The 22,070-nt window shown below is 71.7% G+C and carries 18 protein-coding genes; 8 read left to right on the top strand and 10 right to left on the bottom strand.

Annotation, left to right across the window (positions count from 1 at the left end):
• Window positions 1-33: 33 nt before the first annotated feature.
• On the top strand, window positions 34-1,041 hold the full coding sequence (locus tag L3078_RS11525; protein ID WP_239753345.1) for a TerC/Alx family metal homeostasis membrane protein: 1,008 nt from the start codon (window positions 34-36) through the stop codon (window positions 1,039-1,041).
• 110 nt (window positions 1,042-1,151) lie between these two features.
• Window positions 1,152-2,252: a calcium:cation antiporter gene (locus tag L3078_RS11520; RefSeq protein ID WP_239753344.1), complete on the top strand. Its 1,101-nt coding sequence runs from the start codon at window positions 1,152-1,154 to the stop codon at window positions 2,250-2,252.
• Window positions 2,253-2,260: 8 nt separating this feature from the next.
• On the opposite strand, the gene L3078_RS11515 is transcribed toward L3078_RS11520, so the two are convergent.
• On the bottom strand, window positions 2,261-3,538 hold the full coding sequence (locus tag L3078_RS11515; RefSeq protein ID WP_239760281.1) for an MFS transporter: 1,278 nt from the start codon (window positions 3,536-3,538) through the stop codon (window positions 2,261-2,263).
• A 123-nt stretch (window positions 3,539-3,661) separates the two neighbouring features.
• Window positions 3,662-4,708 carry a S66 family peptidase gene (locus tag L3078_RS11510; protein ID WP_239753343.1) on the bottom strand — a complete coding sequence of 349 codons (1,047 nt, stop codon included), beginning with the start codon at window positions 4,706-4,708 and terminating at the stop codon, window positions 3,662-3,664.
• A gap of 100 nt (window positions 4,709-4,808) precedes the next feature.
• On the opposite strand from L3078_RS11510, the gene aroQ reads away from it, so the two are divergent.
• The gene (aroQ, locus tag L3078_RS11505) at window positions 4,809-5,282 is read left to right on the top strand and encodes a type II 3-dehydroquinate dehydratase (protein ID WP_239753342.1); all 474 of its coding nucleotides are present in this window, start codon (window positions 4,809-4,811) and stop codon (window positions 5,280-5,282) included.
• Between the two features lie 86 nt (window positions 5,283-5,368).
• On the opposite strand, the gene L3078_RS11500 is transcribed toward aroQ, so the two are convergent.
• The 5 genes from L3078_RS11500 to L3078_RS11480 all read right to left on the bottom strand — a co-directional run bounded on the left by L3078_RS11500 (window position 5,369) and on the right by L3078_RS11480 (window position 9,648).
• The gene (locus L3078_RS11500) at window positions 5,369-6,160 is read right to left on the bottom strand and encodes an amino acid ABC transporter ATP-binding protein (RefSeq protein WP_239753341.1); all 792 of its coding nucleotides are present in this window, start codon (window positions 6,158-6,160) and stop codon (window positions 5,369-5,371) included.
• Complete coding sequence (locus tag L3078_RS11495; protein WP_239753340.1) at window positions 6,157-7,074, bottom strand: amino acid ABC transporter permease; 918 nt, start codon at window positions 7,072-7,074, stop codon at window positions 6,157-6,159. Before L3078_RS11495 ends, L3078_RS11500 begins: the two co-directional genes overlap by 4 nt.
• Entirely contained in the window at window positions 7,071-7,970 is a 900-nt protein-coding gene (locus L3078_RS11490) for an ABC transporter substrate-binding protein (RefSeq protein WP_239753339.1), read from the bottom strand. Before L3078_RS11490 ends, L3078_RS11495 begins: the two co-directional genes overlap by 4 nt.
• Window positions 7,971-8,295: 325 nt before the next feature.
• Window positions 8,296-8,952 (bottom strand): MBL fold metallo-hydrolase, encoded by a 657-nt coding sequence (locus tag L3078_RS11485; protein WP_239753338.1) that lies wholly within the window; start codon window positions 8,950-8,952, stop codon window positions 8,296-8,298.
• Window positions 8,953-8,961: 9 nt separating this feature from the next.
• Window positions 8,962-9,648, bottom strand: coding sequence for a maleylpyruvate isomerase family mycothiol-dependent enzyme (locus tag L3078_RS11480; RefSeq protein WP_239753337.1), 687 nt, complete (start codon window positions 9,646-9,648; stop codon window positions 8,962-8,964).
• A gap of 228 nt (window positions 9,649-9,876) precedes the next feature.
• Here L3078_RS11480 and uvrA point away from each other — a divergent pair, with 228 nt between their 5' ends.
• The gene (gene uvrA, locus L3078_RS11475; protein ID WP_239753336.1) at window positions 9,877-12,945 is read left to right on the top strand and encodes an excinuclease ABC subunit UvrA; all 3,069 of its coding nucleotides are present in this window, start codon (window positions 9,877-9,879) and stop codon (window positions 12,943-12,945) included.
• A gap of 44 nt (window positions 12,946-12,989) precedes the next feature.
• Window positions 12,990-13,322, top strand: a complete 333-nt coding sequence (locus L3078_RS11470) for a hypothetical protein (RefSeq protein WP_239753335.1) — start codon at window positions 12,990-12,992, stop codon at window positions 13,320-13,322.
• Here the strand turns inward: L3078_RS11470 and L3078_RS11465 are convergent, their stop codons facing one another.
• From L3078_RS11465 to L3078_RS11455, 3 genes are all read right to left on the bottom strand, one after another.
• Window positions 13,323-14,264 carry a carbohydrate kinase family protein gene (locus L3078_RS11465; protein ID WP_239753334.1) on the bottom strand — a complete coding sequence of 314 codons (942 nt, stop codon included), beginning with the start codon at window positions 14,262-14,264 and terminating at the stop codon, window positions 13,323-13,325.
• A 142-nt stretch (window positions 14,265-14,406) separates the two neighbouring features.
• Window positions 14,407-15,408, bottom strand: coding sequence for a hypothetical protein (locus L3078_RS11460; protein ID WP_239753333.1), 1,002 nt, complete (start codon window positions 15,406-15,408; stop codon window positions 14,407-14,409).
• Window positions 15,409-15,636: 228 nt separating this feature from the next.
• Window positions 15,637-16,011 (bottom strand): LytR/AlgR family response regulator transcription factor, encoded by a 375-nt coding sequence (locus L3078_RS11455; protein WP_239753332.1) that lies wholly within the window; start codon window positions 16,009-16,011, stop codon window positions 15,637-15,639.
• A gap of 204 nt (window positions 16,012-16,215) precedes the next feature.
• Between L3078_RS11455 and L3078_RS11450 the strand changes: the two genes are divergently transcribed.
• The 3 genes from L3078_RS11450 to L3078_RS11440 all read left to right on the top strand — a co-directional run bounded on the left by L3078_RS11450 (window position 16,216) and on the right by L3078_RS11440 (window position 21,824).
• Window positions 16,216-17,610 (top strand): ABC transporter substrate-binding protein, encoded by a 1,395-nt coding sequence (locus L3078_RS11450; protein WP_239753331.1) that lies wholly within the window; start codon window positions 16,216-16,218, stop codon window positions 17,608-17,610.
• Window positions 17,607-19,007, top strand: coding sequence for an ABC transporter substrate-binding protein (locus L3078_RS11445; protein ID WP_420864052.1), 1,401 nt, complete (start codon window positions 17,607-17,609; stop codon window positions 19,005-19,007). Before L3078_RS11450 ends, L3078_RS11445 begins: the two co-directional genes overlap by 4 nt.
• Window positions 19,008-19,142: 135 nt before the next feature.
• A complete protein-coding gene (locus L3078_RS11440) occupies window positions 19,143-21,824 on the top strand; it encodes a PAS domain S-box protein (protein ID WP_239760279.1) in 2,682 nt (893 codons plus the stop codon).
• The last annotated feature ends 246 nt before the right edge of the window (window positions 21,825-22,070 follow it).

The following is a 22,070-nucleotide window of genomic DNA, read 5'->3' as shown; positions in this document are numbered from 1 at the left end:
TGAAATTTGCCGTTACGTACTGCCGGAGGCGCAGTGGATGTTTCCGTGACCCTTTGGGTCCTCACAGTGGTGGGCCTTGCCGCCCTCATCGCGGTCGACTTCTTCATCGGCCGCAAGCCCCATGACGTGTCCATCAAGGAAGCCGGGATCTGGACGGTCGTCTGGATCGTCCTGGCCGCCCTCTTCGGACTCGGGCTCCTCGTCTTCGGCGGCGGTCAGCCGGCCGGAGAGTTCTTCGCGGGCTTCATCACCGAGAAGTCGCTGAGCGTCGACAACCTCTTCGTCTTCGTCCTGATCATGGCGAAGTTCTCGGTGCCGTCGCAGTACCAGCAGCGGGTGCTGCTGATCGGTGTGCTGATAGCCCTGGTGCTCCGCGCGATCTTCATCGCCGCCGGCGCGGCCATCCTCGCCAGCTTCGCCTGGGTCTTCTACATCTTCGGCGCGTTCCTGATCTACACCGCCTGGAAGCTGATCCAGGAGGCCAGGGCCGACGAGGCGGACGAGGAGTACGAGGAGAACAAGCTCCTCAAGGCCGCCGAGAAGCGCTTCGGTGTCGCCGACCGGTACCACGGCACCAAGCTGTGGATCGAGGAGAACGGCAAGCGCGTCATGACGCCGATGCTCGTCGTGATGCTCGCCATCGGCACCACCGACGTCCTCTTCGCCCTCGACTCCATCCCCGCGATCTTCGGCCTGACCCAGGACCCGTACATCGTGTTCACGGCCAACGCGTTCGCGCTCATGGGCCTGCGACAGCTGTACTTCCTCATCGGCGGGCTGCTGAAGAAGCTGGTCCACCTGTCCTACGGTCTCTCGGTCATCCTCGGCTTCATCGGCGTGAAGCTGGTGCTGCACGCACTGCACGAATCCGGGGTACACGTCCCTGAGATCTCCATCCCGGTGTCCCTCGGCGTGATCTGCGCGGTGCTGATCGTCACCACGATCACCAGCCTGATCGCGTCCAAGAAGCAGGCGCAGGCCGAGGCCGAGGCCGAGCAGCACAAGGCCGAAGGCGCGGAGAAGGACAGCGTCGAGGCCTGACGGACCGGCCGACACCGCACAGCACACACGGATGGGGCCCCGCACGACGGAGACGCAGTTCCACGCGTCCACCGGAGTGCGGGGCCCTGCACGTCTGAAAGGATCACCGCATGCTCGCTCGGCTCCGGTCGCTCACGACGCGATGGACTGCTGTCGTCCCGGTGGCCGCGGTCGTCCTGCTCGCTCTCACCTGGGGGCGTGATCTGCCCCCTGCGGCTGTCGCTCTGGTGACCCTGGTGCTCGCGGGAGCCGTCCTGGCCGCCGTGCACCACGCCGAGGTCGTCGCGCACCGGGTCGGTGAACCCTTCGGCTCCCTCGTCCTCGCCGTCGCCGTCACGATCATCGAGGTCGCCCTGATCGTCACGCTCATGGCCGACGGCGGGGACAAGAGCTCGACCCTCGCCCGCGACACCGTCTTCGCCGCCGTGATGATCACCTGCAACGGCATCGTCGGCATCTGCCTGCTCGTCGCCTCGCTGCGCCACGGGCTCGCGGTCTTCAACCCGGAGGGCACCGGCGCCGCCCTCGCCACGGTCGCGACACTGGCCACGCTCAGCCTGGTGCTCCCCACCTTCACCACCAGCAAGCCGGGCCCCGAGTTCTCCACGCCCCAGCTCACCTTCGCCGCCCTGTCCTCACTGGCGCTGTACGGGCTGTTCGTCGCGACGCAGACCGTGCGTCACCGGGACTACTTCCTGCCGATCACCAGGCTGGGCGAGGTGATCACCCAGGACGACCACGCCGAGGCGCCGTCGGCCCGTACCGCAGGGATCAGCCTCGGACTGCTCGGCCTGGCGCTCGTCGGCGTGGTCGGCCTCGCCAAGGGCGTCTCGCCGACCATCGAGTCCGGTGTCGAGGGGGCGGGACTGCCTCACGCGGTGGTCGGTGTGATCATCGCGCTGCTGGTGCTGCTGCCGGAGACGATCGCCGCGCTGCGCGCGGCCCGCCGCGACCGCGTGCAGACGAGCCTCAACCTGGCCCTCGGCTCCGCCATGGCCAGCATCGGCCTCACCATCCCGGCCGTCGCCCTCGCCTCGATCTGGCTCTCCGGACCGCTCGTCCTCGGCCTCGGCGCCACGCATATGGTGCTTCTCGCCCTGACCGTCGTGGTGGCCTCGCTGACCGTGGTCCCCGGGCGCGCGACACCGCTGCAGGGCGGGGTGCACCTGGTGCTGTTCGCGGCGTATCTGGAGCTGGCGGTGAACCCGTAGGCCCGGGTTCATCCCGCCGCGGGTTCCGCTTCCGCCTGCGTCGTCAGGGGCACCGGCCGGGTCTCCGGCAGCAGGGCGAAGCAGCCCAGGCTCAGCAGGGCGATCCCGGTGAGATAGGCGCCCACACCCCAGGGCACCCGTCCGCCCTGGGCCACGGCGGTGGCCACGATCGGGGTCAGGGCTCCGCCGAGCACCCCGCCGAGGTTGTAGCCGACGGCCGCCCCCGTGCAGCGCACCCGGGGCTCGTACAGCTCCGGCAGGTACGCGGCGATGACGGCGAACATGGTGACGAAGCCGAGCATCGCCACGAGGAACCCGAAGAAGATCAGCAGGGGTTCGCCGGTCGCCAGGAGCGCGACCATGGGGAACATCCACAGCACGGTGACGCCGCAGCCGATCAGACACATCGGGCGCCGCCCGTACCGGTCGCCGAGCACCGCAGCCACCGGTGTGAGGGCGCCCTTCACCACCACGGCGCCCATGATGCAGGTCAGCATGACCGTGCGGCTCACCCCGAGGCGTTCCGTGCCGTACGCGAGGGACCAGGTCGTCACCGAGTAGAACACCGCGTACCCGATCGCGAGCGCGCCCGCCGTCAGCAGGACCAGGCGCCAGTGGTCGCGCACGACCTCGGCGAGCGGCACGCGCGCGGGCTCGGCGATCTCCAGGAACCGCGGGCTCTCCGTGAGCGAGGACCGCAGCCACAGTCCCGCGAGGGCGAGCACACCGGCCGCCCAGAACGGCACCCGCCATCCCCAGGCGGCGAACTGGGCCTCCGTCAGGCTCGCCGACAGCGCCAGCATCACCCCGTTGGCCAGCAGGAATCCCACGGCCGGCCCGACCTGGGGGAAGCTCGACCACAGTCCGCGCCGGTCGGCCGGAGCGTGCTCCGCCGTCAGCAGCACCGCGCCGCCCCACTCGCCGCCGAGCCCGAGCCCCTGCAGGAAGCGCAGCACGAGCAGGAGGAAAGGGGCTGTGACACCGATCGAGTCGAAGGTGGGGACGCAGCCGACGGCCACGGTGGCGCCCCCGGTCAGCAGCAGCGAGGCGACGAGGACCGGCCGGCGTCCGTGCCGGTCCCCGATGTGTCCGAACAGCACCGAGCCGAGCGGTCGCGCCACGAACCCGACCCCGAAGGTCGCGAAGGCCGCGAGGGTCCCGGCCAGGGGTGAGAACGTCGGGAAGAACAGCGGCCCCAGGACGAGGGCCGCCGCCGTCCCGTAGACGAAGAAGTCGTAGAACTCGATGGCCGTTCCGGCGAGCGAGGCGGACGCCAGGCGCAGCATGGAGGGCGGTTTCACGGTGCGTACAGGTTGCATGCCGCGTCAACTACCCACGGTGACGGGCGGTTACGGGGGCGTGCGGAGGCCCGTGCGAGGCCAAGGTGGTTCAGGAGGCGTCAACGGGTCTCAGTAGCTCACCGTGATGCGCCGGGCGGGCCCGTCCACCCGGATTACGCCCCCGTAAGGGATGACGACCTGTGGTTCGGTGTGTCCGAGGTCCACGTCGAAGACGATCGTGGCGTCGGGGGCGTACGTCCGCATGGCGCGCAGGACGGCCTCCCGTTGCCCGGAAGCGTAACGGGCCTCCTCCTCCGGGCTGTTGGGCCGGTCGAAGGACCAGGTCTTGGGGCGGCCCATCAGCAGCGCGGAGAAACGGTGCAGCAGGCCGCGTTCGCCCATGTTGCGCAGGGTGCGGAAGACCTCCTCGCCGCTGGGCAGTTCCTCCGAGGTCTCCAGGAAGAGCACCCCGCCGTCGAACACGGACAGATCACGCGGCACCTCGCGGTCGGCCATCAGCAGCCAGCCGAGGATCTCCAGACAACCGCCCCAACTGCGGCCCTCCACCACGCGGTCGGCGTTCACCCAGGTCCATCCGGAGCCCGGCACGGTCTCCGGCTCCGCGTCGAAGGTCGACGGGTCGGCCCAGTCGCGGTCGATGTCGTTGAAGCGCTCGGCGGGCCGCAGTTCGTACGGCCCCGAGGTGAACAGGGCCGCGCGCAGGGAGTCGGCGGTCAACGGCTCCATGGCGCCGGGCCTGCCCAGCGCGGTCATCACGGTGCCGCCGTGATAGCCGACGATCCCGGTGTGGTGCAGATACGCCAGCAGATTGGTGTTGTCGCTCAGCCCGAAGAACGGCTTGGGGTTGGCCCGCAGCAACTCGCGGTCCAGGAAGGGCAGCACGGTGATCTGGTCGTCGCCTCCGATCGACGTCAGCACCGCCTTGACGTCCGGGTCGGCGAAGGCCGCGTGCAGGTCGTCCGCCCGCTCCTTCGGCGTCGTGCCCATCTTCCGTGTCGTCGGATACTCGACCGGCACGAGACCGTACTCCTCGCGCAGTCGCTCCAGGCCCAGTTCGAAGGGGCGCGGAAAGAGCTCGGGCAGACCGGCGCCGGGCGAGACGACGGCGACCCGGTCGCCGGGGGAGGGCTTGGGAGGGTACGAGGGCGTGGTCATGCGGGGAGGGTACGGCCTCCTGCCGCACGGTTTCACCGTGATAAACCGGGGCGAGCGGCGGTCCCGACGGGCCGCCCACCCCGAACGGACCGGAGGAACCGTGCCCCGCACCCTGGCCCACGCCCCGATCATGATTCTCAACGGCCCCAACCTGAACCTCCTGGGGCAGCGTCAGCCCGAGATCTACGGCTCGGAGACCCTCGCCGACGTCGAGGCGATGTGCGCCAAGGCGGCGGCCGCGCACGGCGGCACGGTGGACTTCCGGCAGTCCAACCACGAGGGCGAACTGGTCGACTGGATCCACGAGGCCCGGCTCCACCACAGCGGGATCGTCATCAACCCGGGCGCCTACTCGCACACCTCCGTGGCGATCCTGGACGCCCTCAACACCTGTGACGGCCTGCCGGTGCTGGAGGTGCACATCTCCAACATCCACCGGCGCGAGACCTTCCGGCACCACTCGTACGTCTCCCTGCGGGCCGACGGGGTGATCGCCGGGTGCGGGGTGCAGGGCTATGTGTTCGGCGTGGAGCGGGTCGCCGCGCTCGCCGGGGCGGGCCGGGCGGACGCCTGAGCCTCGCGCCCGACGCCGTAGACACGAGGGGCGCGCCCTGCGTGGTAATGCCCGATCTCCAGGCAGGCGCCCCTTACAAGCTCCCCCTACAGTCGGCCCGCGTCGACGATCCGGCGCAGGAACTGACGCGTCCGTTCCCGCTGCGGGTCGCCGAAGACCTGGTCCGCGGTGCCGCGTTCGAGCACGACACCTCCGTCCAGGAAGCAGACCTGGTCGGCGACGTCGCGGGCGAAGCCCATCTCGTGCGTGGCCAGCACCATGGTCATGCCGTCGGCCTTCAGATCACGGACGACGTTCAGGACCTCGCCGACCAGCTCCGGATCGAGGGCCGCGGTGATCTCGTCGAGGAGCAGCAGGCGGGGGCGTACGGCCAGGGCGCGCACGATCGCCACGCGCTGCTGCTGACCGCCGCTGAGCCGGTCGGGATAGGCGCTCGCCTTCCCGCTGAGCCCCAGCCGGTCCAACAGCTCCCGCGCCCGCTCCTCGGCCTCCGCGCGGGGAACGCCGTGCACCCGGCGCGGGGCGAGGGTGATGTTGTCCAGCACCGTCATGTGCGGGAACAGGTTGTACGACTGGAAGACCACGCCGATACGGCGTCGGACCGCGTCCTGGTCGACGCGCGGGTCGGTGATCTCCTCGCCGTCCAGCCAGATCGCCCCGTCGTCGATGTCCTCCAGGAGGTTGGCGCAGCGCAGCAGCGTCGACTTGCCGGACCCGGAGGCGCCGATCAGCGCGGTCACGGTGTGCGGGGCGACCTCCAGATCGACGTCCCGCAGCACGACCGAGCCGCCGAAGGTCTTGCGCACGGACTCCATCCGCAGCACGGGGGCACCCTCGGCGGCGCGCCCGGGCTCCACGGTCTCTCGGCTGTCGCTCATGTCGTCCCTCCCTGCGCCCGCTGCCGGTCCATCCGGGCCGTGACCCAGTCGGTGAAGCGGGTCATCGGGATGGTCAGGGCGACGAAGACCAGTCCCGCGACGATGTAGGGCGTGTAGTTGAGGCTGCGGCCCACGATGATGTCGGCCGCCCGCACGGCGTCGATCGCACCGCCGATCGAGACCAGGCCGGTGTCCTTCTGCAGCGACACGAGGTCGTTGAGCAGCGGCGGCACCTGACGGCGTACCGCCTGGGGGAGCACGACGTGCCGCAGGGCCTGCCGGTTGGTCAGGCCCAGCGAGCGGGCCGCCGCGCGCTGCGAGGGGTGCACGGACTCGATGCCGGCGCGGAACACCTCGGCGACGTACGCCGAGTACGTGAGCGTCAGGGCGGTGCCGCCGAGGAGGACCGGGTCGACGGTCACTCCCTGGAGGCGGAGTGCGGGGACGCCCAGGACCACGATCATCAGGTTGATGATCAGCGGCAGGCCCCGGAAGAAGTCGGTGTACGCGGCCGCCAGCGCCCGCAGCGGGAAGAACACCGGGCCGCGCAGGGTCCGCGCGACGGCGATGAGCATGCCGAGGACGAGCACGGCGACGCCGCAGACCAGCAGCAGCCGTACGTTGAGCCAGAGCCCTTCGAGGACCTTGGGGAGCGCCTCGCGCGCGTACTCCGCGCTGAAGAACGTCTCCTTGGTCCGTGGCCAGCCGGGCGCGTTGACGACGACCAGGTAGAGGACGACGGCCGTGACGAGGGTCGACAGGGCGGCGACGGCGGTGGCGCGCAAGGCCCGGTCGCGCCGGTAGCGCTCCCGGTCCAGCCGCCGGCGCGAGGGGACGTAGCCGTCGTCCGCGCCGGACGGGTCACCGCGGTCGCCCGCGTACTCCGGGCCGGGCTCCTGCTTCACGACCGTCACTTGAGGACCGGGGCGTCGACGGCGTCGGAGAGCCACTCCTGCTCGATCTTCGCCAGTGTGCCGTCCTCGCGCAGGGCGTCCACGGCGGTCGTCACGCAGGACGTGAGGGCGCTGCCCTTGTCGAGGACGAGCCCGAACTGCTCGGGCGTGCCGCCCTGGTTCTCGAACTGACCGACGATCTTCGCGTCCGTCACCTCGGCCGAGGTGATGTAGAACGCGGTCGGCAGATCGACCACGATCGCGTCGATCTGGCCGTTCTTCAGCGCGGACTTGGCCTGGTCGTTCTTCGCGTACGCGGCGGCGTCCCGGGTCGGCTTCACCACGTCCTGGATGTAGTTCAGGCTGGTGGTGCCGACCTGGGCGCCCAGATGCAGCTTCCTGAGGTCCGCGATGCCCGTCGCCTTCGCGGCGGCGGAGCCCTTCAGCGCGACGACGGCCTGGCGCACGTCGTAGTAGCCCGACGAGAAGTCGACGGCCTTCTTGCGCTCGTCGCTGATCGAGACCTGGTTGATGTCGAAGTCGAAGGTCTTCGCCCCCGGCGCGAAGGCCTTGTTGAAGGGCACGCTCTGCCAGACGACATCCGCCTTGTCGTAGCCGAGCTGCTTCGCCACGGCGTAGGCGACCGCCGACTCGAAGCCCTCGCCGTTCTTCGGGTCGTCGTCCTTGAACCAGGGTTCGTACGCCGGTTCGTCGGTGGCGACGGTCAGCTTGCCGGACGTCTTCGTGCTCAAGTCGCCCTGGGCGCAGGAGGATCCGGACGCCGAGGTGGAGGCCGAGCCGGAGGCGTCCTCCTCCGGCTGCGGTGCGCAGCCCACCGCGACGACGGCGAGCAGGGCGGCTATGGCGGTGGGGACGGCACGGCGCGGGGAACGCGCGGTTCGCAGGACAGGACGCATGGCGTGAGATTGGCAGCGCGATGTGCTGTCTGTCGAGGTCACGCGGGTGTTTGTCCGCATTCTGGGAACGGGTGTTGCGGCTGCGTGAACACGTGCGACCGAGTGGGCGGGGCCGCCGGCCGAGGGCGGGGTTGGTGAGGCCGGCGGCCCATCCACGCGGGAGCCGTCATCCCGTGCGGACCTGCTTCCAGTGGACTACGCCACGGCGTGCGCCGGGAGCGCGCGCGGGACACCGGCGTGTGCGTTCGATTCACACGGGGCGCGTGCGGGAGCGCTCACGCCCCTGACCGGTCGTCCCTCCAACTGCCCTACGGCACCAGGGAGTTCACCAGCCCCGTGCGCGCCACTCCGGCAGGTGCGGGCGCTCCGCGCCGAGCGTCGTGTCGTTGCCGTGGCCCGGGTAGACCCAGGTCTCGTCGGGCAGCACGTCGAAGATCTTGGTCTCGACGTCGTGGATCAGGCTGGCGAACGCCTCCGGATCCTTGCGGGTGTTGCCCACGCCGCCCGGGAAGAGGCAGTCCCCGGTGAACACATGCGGATGCCCGTGCGGGTCGTCGTAGACCAGGGCGATCGAGCCCGGCGTGTGTCCCACCAGGTGGCGCGCGGTGAGCTCCACGCGCCCCACCCGGATCGTGTCCCCGTCGCCCACGGGCACGTCGGTCGGCACCGGGATGCCCTCGGCGTCGTCCCGGCCGGCGTACGTACGGGCGCCGGTGGCCGCCACGACCTCGGCGAGCGCCTGCCAGTGGTCGCCGTGCTGGTGCGTGGTGACGACGGACGCGATGCCGTCGTCACCGATCAGGGTGAGCAGGGTGCGGGCGTCGTTCGCGGCGTCGATCAGCAGTTGCTCGTCGGTGGCGCGGCAGCGCAGCAGATAGGCGTTGTTGTCCATCGGGCCCACCGCGACCTTGGAGATCATCAGGTCCGGCAGCTCGTGCACATCCGCAGGACCGCCGACCTTCACCGCTCCGCTGTACGTCATGAGAGCAGCCTATAGCGGGGGCAGCGAGGGGAGCGCGCCTCCTTCGACGCGCAGGCCGGCGCCGTCCCGGCGACCGGCGAGCCAGCCGAGGAGAGCCGGCGCCGTCCCGGTCACCGTCACCCCGGAACCGGAGGGAGCGCTACCGGTGGTCCACGCGCGCGTGCCGTCCGTCACGTCGGTGAGGGGCACGTCGGGATGGCCGGCGAACCGGTCGACGAGGAAGGCGATCTCCCGCTCCATGAACTCCTCCGGAAGATCCTCCAACTCGTACCCGATCCCCAGATCCACGTGGTGGAGCTCCACCTCGATCCACCGCCGGAACGGCACCCGCGACACGTCGTCCGTGACCCCGTTGCGCAGCTCCACCGTCCGCGACCAGTCACTGAGGGCCGAAGCGGCGTCCTGGAGGCGGTCCGCGCTGTCGCGCACGTCGGCGAGCTGTGTCTTCAGAGGCCGGCGCGCGTCCCGCTCGATGTCGGCGTCCCGGGCGTCGCCGGAGACGTACATGGGGCGCCCTTCGAAGACGTTCACCAGCGCGTCCGCGTTGCGGGCGAGGTGGGCGAGGACGTGACCACGGGTCCAGCCGGGCAGCCGTGACGGCTGGGTCACAGCGGCGTTGTCCAGGCGGGCGGCTGCGGTGAGGAGCCGGTCCGTCGCTTCACGTACAGAGGCCAGGTCACGCGCGTGATCCATCATGCCGTCGACCCTAGCCCCGGCCACACCATCGGGTGAAGGTGGCGGAGTACGGCCGGAAATCGAATGCGCGTGCTATATGGTCGGTCGTGGCGTCGGGCATGCTGGAAGGCCCGAGATTGTTGTGGGAACGGGGAAACAGGACCGGCGCTGTCAGTGGCTCCCCCTAGTCTGTGGAGGACGGGGGCTCCCGGGCCCCTGTCACTTCACTCAAGAAAGGTGCGGACCGGCGTGGCCGACCGTCTCATCGTCCGTGGCGCGCGCGAGCACAACCTGAAGAACGTCTCGCTCGACCTGCCACGCGACTCGCTCATCGTCTTCACGGGCCTGTCGGGGTCGGGCAAGTCCTCGCTGGCCTTCGACACGATCTTCGCCGAGGGGCAGCGCCGGTACGTCGAGTCGCTCTCCTCCTACGCTCGGCAATTCCTCGGGCAGATGGACAAGCCGGACGTCGACTTCATCGAGGGTCTGTCCCCGGCGGTCTCCATCGACCAGAAGTCGACCTCGCGCAACCCGCGCTCGACGGTCGGCACCATCACCGAGGTCTACGACTACCTGCGCCTGCTCTTCGCGCGCATCGGCAAGCCGCACTGCCCCCAGTGCAGCCGGCCGATCTCCCGCCAGTCGCCGCAGGCCATCGTCGACCGGGTGCTGGAGCTGCCCGAGGGCAGCCGCTTCCAGGTGCTGTCCCCGCTCGTGCGCGAGCGCAAGGGCGAGTTCGTCGACCTCTTCGCGGACCTCCAGACCAAGGGGTACAGCCGTGCTCGGGTGGACGGCGAGACCGTCCAGCTCTCCAGCCCGCCCACCCTGAAGAAGCAGGAGAAGCACACCATCGAGGTGGTCGTCGACCGCCTTACGGTGAAGGACACCGCCAAGCGCCGCCTCACCGACTCCGTGGAGACCGCCCTCGGCCTCTCCGGCGGCATGGTCGTGCTCGACTTCGTCGACCTCCCCGAGGACGACCCCGAGCGCGAGCGCATGTTCTCGGAGCACCTGTACTGCCCGTACGACGACCTGTCCTTCGAGGAGCTGGAGCCCCGCTCCTTCTCCTTCAACTCGCCCTTCGGCGCCTGCCCCGACTGCTCCGGCATCGGTACGCGCATGGAGGTCGACCCCGAGCTGATCGTCCCGGACGAGGACAAGTCGCTCGACGAGGGCGCCATCCACCCCTGGTCGCACGGCCACACCAAGGACTACTTCGGCCGCCTCATCGGAGCCCTCGCGGACGCCCTGGGATTCCGGACCGACATCCCCTTCGCCGGGCTCCCGCAGCGCGCGAAGAAGGCCCTGCTGCAGGGCCACAAGACCCAGATCGAGGTCCGCTACCGCAACCGGTACGGCCGCGAGCGGGTGTACACCACGGCCTTCGAGGGCGCCGTCCCCTTCGTGAAGCGGCGGCACAGCGAGGCCGAGAGCGACGCCAGCCGCGAGCGCTTCGAGGGCTATATGCGCGAGGTGCCCTGCCCCACCTGTGAGGGCACGCGACTGAAGCCGATCGTCCTCGCGGTCACGATCATGGAGAAGTCGATCGCCGAGGTCTCCGCCATGTCGATCAGCGACTGCGCGGACTTCCTGGGCGAGCTGCGGCTGAGTGCCCGTGACAAGAAGATCGCCGAGCGGGTGCTGAAGGAGGTCAACGAGCGGCTGCGGTTCCTGGTCGACGTCGGCCTGGACTACCTGTCGCTGAACCGCGCGGCCGGCACGCTCTCCGGCGGCGAGGCGCAGCGCATCCGCCTGGCCACGCAGATCGGCTCCGGCCTCGTCGGCGTGCTCTACGTCCTCGACGAGCCCTCCATCGGTCTGCACCAGCGGGACAACCACCGGCTCATCGAGACCCTGGTCCGGCTGCGCGACATGGGCAACACGCTCATCGTCGTCGAGCACGACGAGGACACCATCAAGATGGCCGACTGGATCGTCGACATCGGCCCCGGCGCCGGTGAGCACGGCGGCAAGGTCGTGCACAGCGGCTCCCTGAAGGAGCTGCTCGACAACGCGGAGTCGCAGACCGGGCAGTACCTGTCGGGCCGCAAGGCCATCCCGCTGCCCGACATCCGCCGCCCGCTCGACCCGACCCGGCAGCTCACGGTCCACGGCGCCCGCGAGAACAACCTCCAGGACATCGACGTGTCCTTCCCGCTGGGCGTCTTCACCGCCGTCACCGGTGTGTCCGGCTCCGGCAAGTCCACGCTGGTCAACGACATCCTGTACACGCACCTGGCCCGCGAGCTGAACGGCGCCCGCAGCGTTCCCGGACGGCACACGCGCGTGGACGGCGACGACCTCGTGGACAAGGTCGTGCACGTCGACCAGTCGCCGATCGGTCGGACGCCCCGCTCCAACCCGGCCACGTACACCGGTGTCTTCGACCATGTGCGCAAGCTGTTCGCCGAGACCACCGAGGCGAAGGTCCGCGGCTATCTGCCCGGGCGCTTCTCCTTCAACGTCAAGGGCGGCCGTTGCGAGAACTGCGCGGGCGACGGCACGATCAAGATCGAGATGAACTTCCTCCCGGACGTCTACGTCCCGTGCGAGGTCTGCCACGGCGCCCGGTACAACCGGGAGACCCTGGAGGTCCACTACAAGGGCAAGTCCATCGCCGATGTGCTGAACATGCCGATCGAGGAGGCGACCGACTTCTTCGAGGCCGTCCCCGCGATCGCCCGCCACCTCAGGACCCTCAAGGACGTCGGCCTCGGCTACGTCCGGCTGGGCCAGGCCGCGACCACCCTGTCCGGCGGTGAGGCGCAGCGTGTGAAGCTCGCGAGCGAGCTGCAGAAGCGCTCCACCGGCCGCACGGTCTACGTCCTGGACGAGCCGACCACCGGTCTGCACTTCGAGGACATCAGCAAGCTCCTCAAGGTGCTGTCCGGCTTGGTCGACAAGGGCAACACGGTCATCGTCATCGAGCACAACCTCGACGTCATCAAGACCGCCGACTGGGTCGTCGACATGGGGCCCGAGGGTGGCGCCGGCGGTGGCCTCGTCATCGCGGAGGGCACGCCCGAGCAGGTCGCCGGGGTTCCGGCCAGCCACACGGGCAAGTTCCTGCGGGAGATCCTCGGCGCCGACCGGATCAGTGACGCGGCCCCGGTGAAGGCCCCGCGCAAGGCCGCGGCGAAGAAGTCCGTCGCCGCCGCCTCGACGGCCCGGAAGACGACGACGGCCCGCACCACCACGGCGGCGAAGACGTCGGCGGCCAAGTCCACGGCCGCCAAGACGACGGCTGCCAAGAAGGCCGCCGCGACCGCGAAGAAGGCCGCGCCCGCGAAGAAGACCACGCGGGCGCCCAAGGCCTGAGGCGTCCGAGCGGCGCGCGAGCGCAGTCGCAGCCGGAAGAAACAATGGCGGCCCGTGGGAACTCCCCACGGGCCGCCACCCGTTCCCGCGCCGCCCGCGCCGCCCGCGCCGCCCGCGCCGCCCGCGCCGCCCGCGCCGCCCGCGCCGCCCGCGCCGCCCGCGCCGCCCGCGCCGCCCGCGCCGCCCGCGCCGCCCGCGCCGCCCGCGCCGCCCGCGCCGCCCGCGCCGCCCGCGCCGCCCGCGCCGCCCGCGCCGCCCGCGCCGCCCGCGCCGCCCGCGCCGCCCGCGCCGCCCGCGCCGCCCGCGCCGCCCGCGCCGCCCGCGCCGCCCGCGCCGCCCGTGCCGCCCGCGCCGCCCCGGCGGCACTCGGTCTGTAGTCAGCCCTCCCGGGATTCGGAGGCGAGAGGGCGCAGCTCGTCCATCTCCGCCGCGTACGGCGGTTCCGCGCCTGCCCGGGAGCAGGTGATCGCCGCCGCGCGGGCCGCGAAGCGCAGCAGGCAGGTCCAGTCCTCGGTGTCCAGAGCCGCGAGGGCCGGGGCGGAGAGGGCGTCCCGGGCCGCCAGGCCGTGCAGGAGGGCCGCGTTGACGGTGTCACCGGCTCCGATGGTGTCGACGACGTCGACCTTCTCGCCCGGCACGGAGTGCTCCCCGCCGGCCCGGGTGTGGACGGTCAGCCCGTCGCCTCCGTGGGTGACGACGACGGCGGCGGGGCCGGAGTCCAGCCACAGACGCGGGGTGCCGCCCAACCACCGGGCGTCCTCCTCGGAGAGCTTGAGCAGCGACACCGAGGGCAGCCAGCTCAGGAAACGGGCCCGATAGGCGTCCGCGTCCGGGATCAGGCCCGGCCGGACGTTGGGGTCGAGCGCGGTGAACACGCCCTGGGCGGCGGTCGAGTGCAGCAGCTTCTCGTACGCGCTCGCGCCCGGCTCCAGGACCAGCGAGCAGGTGCCGAAGGAGACGGCCCGGGTCCCCTGGGGAAGCCGGTCGGGTGTCTCGAACAGGCGGTCGGCACTGCCCTCGACGTAGAAGGAGTACCGGGCCGAGCCGTCCGCGCCGATCGAGGCCAGGGCGAGGGTCGTGGGCTCGGGTCCCCGCTGCACGGCGGCCACGTCCACGCCGGCCTCGCGCAGGCCGGTCAGCAGGGCCTCTCCGTAGACGTCGTACGACACCCGGGAACAGAAGGCGGTGGGGGAGCCGAGACGGCCGAGCGCCACGGCCGTGTTGTAGGGGCCGCCGCCCCGGGCCGGCCGCAGATCCACGAGCGTGCCCGCGCCTTGCGGGACGAGGTCGATCAGGGCTTCACCGGCGACGACGATCACGAGGCGGATCCTTTCTGGGGGCTGTCGGCCGGAAAGTATCGCAAAGGCGTGCGCCTCGCGCTGGACGCCCGCCCGCCGCCGGGCCCTCCCGCGCCGGTTCAGACCCGGCCGCTCACTCCCAGTGCCAGCCGATCCCCACGATTCACTCCCAGTCCCAGCCGATCCCCACGATCCCCGTCCGCACCCGGGGTTCCACGAGGTGCACCGAGCGGTGGAGGCCGCTCAGGGCGAGGTTCTGCCGGCCGCCGCGCGGGGCCGCGGCGGAGTGCTGGCTGAAGCGGTGGCAGCGCGACGGCAGGGCACGCTCGTCGAAGCGGACCTGCAGGGCGTACTGGCCGCCCGTGGAGCGGAAGTCGCGGACGTACTCGGTGCAGACACCGGCCGTGCCGTCGTCGAAGCCGTAGCGGAACAGGTGGGTGTCGCCGCTGCGCAGCCGGGTGTCGAAGAGAAGCTCGGCGACCAGGACACCGGTGTCCCGGTCCCAGCGCACCCGCCCGCTGCGGCAGTTCTCCAGGGCACGGACAGCCATCCGCTCCGGTGCGCAGCCCGGGTCGCCGTGGTGGACGGCCACATAGCGGTCCACACCGTCCTTGTGGGCGCGCACGATCTGCTGGGACTCACGGCCGAGCAGCTCCCGACCGGCGCCGATCCGGACCCGCTCGTGGTGGCCGACGGTGTGCACCCCGCCGTGGAGCGGCACCTCCAGTTCGGCGAGGAGCCGTTCGAGGACGCCGGAGGCCTCCACGACGGACCGGTACGAGCGGCCGGCGGGGCGCTCCGGGCCGGACGCTTCGTCGTCCCTGGCGAGCAGCCGGATCAGCGACTCGTCCGGGAGCTGAAGGATCTCCTCCAGCGCCCGGACCGCCCGCAGCGACTCGGGGCGCTGCGGGCGCCGGGCACCCTGCTGCCAGTAACTGAGGCTGGTGACACCGACCTTGACCCCGTGGCGCGTCAGATGGTGCTGCACGCGCTGCAGCGGCAGGCCGCGGGCGGCGATCGCGGCGCGCAGGGCGACATGGAAGGGGCCGCCCCGCAGGGCCGACTCCAGCTCCGCCGTGGCGACGTCCGCGACGGCTGCGACGTCCGTGACCGCCGCGACGTCCGTGACCGCCGCGACGTCCGCGTGCTCTGTGGCGTGCCGCATGCAGGGACCTTTCCGTAGACGAGTGCGAGTGCGCGACGCGTGCTCGGGGCCGCGCGTGCCGATCGGGCGCCCGGCGGACGCTCGGGGCTGCGGGAACCCTGGGCGGCCGTCCGTCTTCACATCCGTACGACCGCGTTCCACGCCCCGAGTTCCTCCGCATTGAAGCGTGTCGACCAAGTCCCGACAACACCCACCGCGTGACATGGCCGGACACCGTCGCCGGGATCCTCACCGTGCGGGCGGCCCGTGATCGGGCCCCGACAGGTCCCGCAGCGCCTGTCCCGAGAGCTCCGACTTGTGCACGAAACCCCGGACCGGACTGGCGGCGACCAGCTCCTGGATGTCGTCCAGCGGGTGCGTGGAGATGAGGACGACGGCGGAGGCCGCCGAGCGCGCGAGTTTCGGCGCGAGCTCCAGTCCGCTCTCGCCGGCGAGGTCGATGTCCAGCAGCACCAGATCCGGGGCCAGTTCCACGGCCCGCGCCAGCGCCTCCGCGCCCGTGGACGCCACGCCGACGACGTGGACGCCGTCGCGTTCCAGCAGCGTACGGGCGGCCTCCAGGAACCGGGCACTGTCATCGACGATGAGACAGCGCATGGACATGGGCTCAGCCTCCCAAGGGGGTCAGGGGCATACATTCCGGCTAGCCGTAAAGTGTCGTCGCCGACGGACACCCGTCAGCGGGAAAGTGCCGAAGTCCTGTGCCGGGTCGACGCGTTCGCCCTCACTCAGGGAATCGCACGCGACACGAGGAGTAGCATGTCGTCGCCCTGGGGGCCGTGCCGTCCGGTCGAGTGGGGGTGTGCGATGCAGACGCAACGCCGGGACCTCGGAAAACGTCCTGTCCGCCGTGCCCTGATCTCGGGCGCGGCGGCCGTCGTGCTGCTCCTGGCCGGCTGCGGTGCCGGTGACGGCGACGGCCGGGTGGACGAGGAGAACAAGGCCGCGGGCGACACGACCTGCGACGGCAGGATCGACGGCACCGCCCACATCACGATGTGGTTCCACGCGGGCCAGAGCGGCGAGCAGACCACGCTCAGGCGCCAGGTCAAGGAGTTCAACAGAGCCCAGGAACAGGTACGGGTCGAACTGGTCACCCTGCCCGAGCAGCGCCCGTACACCGAACTGGTGCTGTCCGCGGCGGCCAGCGGCGATCTGCCCGACCTGCTCGACTTCGACGGCCCGAACCTCTACAGCTACGCCTGGTCCGGCACGCTCAGGCCGATCGACTCCTGCGTACCCGAGAGGACCAGGAAGGACCTGCTGCCCTCCCTCCGGGAACAGGGCACGTACGACGGCCGGTTGTGGGGCGTCGGCACGTTCGACTCCGGACTCGGCCTGTACGTACGGCCGTCGGTGCTGAAGGACGCGGGCGTGCGCATCCCGAAGGGCGTCGACGACGCCTGGACCGCCGACGAGCTGACCGGGATCTTGCGCACGCTGCGCGAGGCGGGCTACGAGGCGCCGCTCGACCTGAACTTCATCGACTCCCGGACCGCCGACGAGTGGAACACCTACGCCTTCGCGCCGGCCGTGTGGTCCGCGGGCGGTGACCTGATCGACCCCGAGGAGTTCCGCACGGCCGACGGGTTCCTCAACAGCCCCGAGTCCGTCGAGGCGCTCACCACCATGCAGCGCTGGGTGGAGGAGGGATACGTCGACCGGGACCGGAAGAAGGACAAGAGCGCCTTCGTGAAGGGCCGGACCCCCATCTCCTGGATGGGCCACTGGAAGTACGGGGAGTTCAGCGAGGCGCACCCCGGAGACGTGGCGATCGTGCCGCTGCCCGACTTCGGCACGGGGAGCGTCACCGGCATGGGCTCCTGGCAGTGGGGCATCCCCTCCGGGGACGCCGACGGCGACGCGGTGTGGCGCTTCCTGGAGTACCTGCTGCGCCCCGAGCAGGTGGCCAGGATGAGCGAGGCCAACGGCGCGATCCCGGGGACCGAGGGAGCCGTGAAGCTCTCCCCGCTCTACGACGAGGACGGCGCGGAGCGGCTGTTCATCGAGCAGCTGCGTGGCGGCACCGCCCGGCCCAGACCGCAGACCCCGGCGTACCCGGCGGTCACCGCCGCCTTCTCGCACGCGGTCGCCGACATCGTCTTCTCCGGAGCGCCCGTCGAGAAGACGCTGGACGACGCGGTCGAGGCCATCGACCAGGACCTCGCCGCCCACGACGGCTACCCGAAGAGCGGCCCGTGACCCGCGCCGCCCGACCCCGGCGAAGCGCCCCCCGGCTGCCCCGACGGCTCGGCGGCCCCGGGACGCCCCGCGCCCGGGCGGCGCTGCTGCTCTGCATGACCCTGCTGCTCGCGGGCTGCGAAGCGGGCGGGGCCGACGGCGAGCGCCCCCGGCGGGCCGCCGACGCGACCTGCGACGGGCGGATCGACGCCCCCGCACAGATCACGATGTGGTTCCACGAGCCCTCGGCGCGCGGTGAGCTGGACGCCGTGCGCGCCCAGGTCCAGGCATTCAACACCGCCCAGGACGAGGTGACGGTCCGCCTCGTCGACGTCCCGGAGGGCGACTACGACGACCTGGTCCACTCGGCCGCCGCCGACGGCGAACTGCCCGACCTGCTCGACTTCGACGCGCCGAAGCTGTTCAGCCACGCCTGGGCCGGCCACCTCCGGCCGATCGACTCGTGCGTCCCGGAGTCCCTGCGCGACGACCTGCTCCCCTCCGTCGTCGAACAGGGCACCTACGGCGGCCGGCTGTGGGGCCTCGGCACGTTCGACTCCGGACTCGGCCTGTACGTACGCCCTTCGGTGCTGAAGAAGGCGGGCGTGCGCGTCCCGAAGGGAGTCTCCGACGCCTGGACCGCCGACGAGTTCACCGGCATCCTGAAGAAGCTGCGCACCCTGGGCTACGACAGGCCCCTCGACCTCCAGCTGCCGTGGGCCGGCACCGAATGGGGCACGTACGGCTTCGCGCCGGCCGTCTGGTCGGCGGGCGGCGACCTGATCGAACGCTCCACCTATCGCACGGCCGACGGAGTGCTCAACGGGCCGCGGACGGTCGAGGCGCTGACGACGCTGCAGGGCTGGGCGAAGGCGGGATACGTGGACGCGAACGAGGACTCCGAGGCCTTCCAGAAGGGCCGAAGCCCCGTGTCCTGGACCGGCCACTGGTGGTACGGGCGCTACACCGAGGCCCACCCGGGCGACGTGGCGATCGTGCCGCTGCCCGACTTCGGCACGGGCAGCGCCACCGGGATGGGCTCCTGGCAGTGGGGCGTGCCCGCCGGCACGGCCGACGGCGACGCGGTCTGGCGTTTCCTGTCCTTCCTGCTGCGCCCCGACGAAGTCCTGCGGATGACGGACGTCAACGGCGGCATCCCCGCCACCGGCACCGCGATCGAACGCACCGAGGCGTTCGCCGAGGGCGGGCCCGCGCGCCTCTTCATAGACCAGCTGCGGAGCGGCACCGCCCGCCCCCGGCCGCAGACCCCCGCCTACCCGGCGATCACCGACGCCTTCGCCGCGGCGTTCGCGAAGATCATGAAGGGAGCGGCGGTACGGCCCGCCCTCGACGAGGCCGTGCGCGCCGTCGACAAGGACCTGGCGGACCACGGCCACTACCCGCCCACCGGACCGTGAGGCCCGGCCGTGCTCCGCCCACCGCCCAGCCGACCAGCCCCCGCGCCGCGCCGCGCGGCGAAGCCGCTGCCCCGGCGCGCCGAGACCGTGGACACCGTCCCGTTCCTGGCCCGGCTGCGCGTCGGCCCCAAGCTGATGCTGCTCGTCCTGCTCCCGGTCACCGTCCTGCTGGCCGTCACGGCGGTCACCGCCGTCGCCCAGTGGCGGGAGGCACGGACCCTGCGTGACTTCGACACCGCCATCGAGGTGTCCTTCGAGATCAGTGAGGTCTCCGACGCCGTCGCCCGCGAGCGGATCGCCGCGGTGGAAGCCCGGCTGCGCGCCGAGCCGGATACCCTGCGCGAGCGGTCGCGGGCCCAGCGGACCACCGACCACGCGCTGCGACGGGCCTTCGAGGAGACCGTCGGCCGGACGGAGTCCGACGACGCCGGGATGCTGGACGCCGTACGCCGCCAACTGCACGCCCTCAGGGTCCAGACGGGCACCGGGTCGCTGGAGGCGCAGATCGTCGCCCAGCGGTACGAGAACATCGAGAACAAGGTGCTCGACATCGTCTCCGACCTCGAGGCCGGGCGCCCCACCCGGGCCTCGGGCCGGGCGGCGGACGCCCACATCGCGATGCTGCGGGCCGTCGCCGCCGCCGAGAGCGAACGCGCGCAGCTCGCCATCCTCTTCCACGCACCCGGCGACGGACACGCCACCGCCGCCGCGGGCCGCTGGACCGAACTGGAGAAGGCCCAGCTCAGGGCGTTCCAGCAGACCGCCTCGGACGAGCTCAAGGCCGAACTGCACACCGCGATCTTCCGGGCCCCCGGACGCGCGGTCCGCACCGCCCGCGACCTGGTCGCCGACCCCCGGCCCCGGCCCGCCGACTGGCCCTCGTACGAGGACTGGCTCAGCGAGTCCGAGGACTACGCCGACGCCCTGCGCGGCATCCGCGACCGGGCGGCCCGTGAACTCGACGAGACCGCCCATCGCGACCTGCGCACCACCCGCGCCCGGACCTTCACCGAACTGACGGTCTCCCTCGTCGTCCTGGCCCTCGTCACCTTCCTCGCCCTGGCGCTGCGCCGCTCGATCACCCGCCCTCTCGGCGAGGTCTCCGAGGGCGCCCGGGCCCTGTCGGACGGCGACCTCTCGTACGACATCCGCTACGCGGGACGGGACGAACTCGGCGACGTCGCCGACACGTTCCGCGAGCTGCGGGTGACCAGCGAGCGCCTCGCGGGCGAGATCAGGGACATGAACACGGCGATCGACGCGGGCCGGCTCGGACACCGCGCCGATGTCGACTCCTTCGACGGCACCTGGGCCCAGCTGCTGGGCGGGATGAACGGCACCATGGCGTCCTTCGCCGCGGCCCACGGCCGGCGCCGACGCGCCGAGCGGGAACTGGAGGGCATCTTCAACCTCTCCCTGGACCTGCTCTGCATCAGCGGCGTCGACGGCTACTTCAAGCGCGTCAACCCGGCCTTCGAACACACCCTGGGCTATCCGGTCCGGACCCTGACCTCCCGGCCGTACCTCGACTTCGTCCACGAGGACGACCGGGACAGCACCCGGGCGGCCATGGCGCTGCTGGCGAGCGGCGCCGAGGTCGCCGAGTTCGAGAACCGCTACCTGCGTGCCGACGGCACCGAACGCTGGCTCCAGTGGAGCGCCCGGTCGGTCCCCGAGGAGGGCCTCGTCTACGCCGCCGCCCGCGACGTGACCGAGAGCCGCCGGGCCGCGCTCGAACAGGCCGCGCTGCGCCGGGTCGCCACCGCGGTCGCGCGCGGCGTACCGCCGTCCGAGGTGTTCGCGACGGTGGCGGAGGAGGTCGCGTCGCTGCTGGGCACGGCCTCGGCGGTCATCCGGTACGAGCCCGACGGCGGCGTGAAGGTCCTCGGGGTCGCGCACGCGCGCGCGGACGAGGTCGAGGCGGCCTGCCTGACCCGCCGGGAGGCGGCCGTCAGGACCATCGACGAGGTGGCCCGGACCCGGTGCGCGGTCCGGTCGGAGACCGCCGTGGGCGCCCCCATCGTCGTCGACGGCCGGATCTGGGGCGTGGTCGTGGCGGCCTCGCTGACCGATCCGCTGCCCGGCGGCGCCGAGTCCCGGCTCGCCGACTTCACCGCGCTGATCGCCACCGCGATCGCCAACGCCGACAGCCGAGACCAGCTGACCGCCTCACGCGCGCGCGTGGTGGCCGCCGGGGACGCCTCACGGCGCCGCATCGAACGCGACCTGCACGACGGCGTCCAGCAGCGCCTGGTCTCCCTCCAACTGGAGCTGCGGATGACGGAGACCCTGGTGGACGACCCCTCCTCGGAGCTCGCTCGGCAACTGGACCATCTGGCCAAGGGCCTCGACGACACCTCCCAGGAGCTGCTCCAGGTCGCCCGGGGCATCCACCCGTCCGTGCTCTCCAAGGGCGGCCTGGGCCCCGCCCTGCGCGCCCTGGCGCGGCGTGCCGCCCTGCCCGTGGAGCTCGACCTCGGATTCGCCCGCGCCCGCTTCCCCGAACAGGTCGAGGTGGCCGCGTACTACGTCGTCTCCGAGAGCCTCACCAACGCCGTCAAGCACGCGCGCGCGAGCGTGGTGACCGTGGCGGCCGAGGAACGCGCGGGCGTGCTGGAGCTGCTCATCCGGGACGACGGCGTCGGCGGAGCGGAACCCGACAAGGGATCGGGACTGATCGGGCTCATCGACCGGGTGGAAGCGACGGGCGGCAGGTTGACGGTCACCAGCCCGCCCGGCGGCGGGACGACGCTGAGCGTCCGGCTGCCGCTGACCCCGCCCGGGGCGGCCCCGACAGCCGTCGGGACGGGTGCGTGACCGCCCGAAGCGTACGCGGTGAGGCCCGTTCAAAGGGGGGAGTCCGGGACTCGGTACGGGCGTACGTTCCGGGCGGTCGAATCGGACGGCGGAGACGGCCGTCCGGCTCTCGGGCATGCGGAGGTCTCGCCGTCTCTCGTCAGAGGCGCCGGTTCCACCCGCGGCTGTGCTTCTTCGAGCATTGCGGGCCGACGTTCAGGTGTCTTCACGGCCCGCCCCCAACTAGGCTTCCGGCTAGCCGTAAGA

Origin of the sequence: Streptomyces deccanensis (assembly GCF_022385335.1) — a bacterium.
GTDB classification, from domain to species: domain Bacteria; phylum Actinomycetota; class Actinomycetes; order Streptomycetales; family Streptomycetaceae; genus Streptomyces; species Streptomyces deccanensis.
This window is presented reverse-complemented; position numbering and strand designations above follow the sequence as displayed.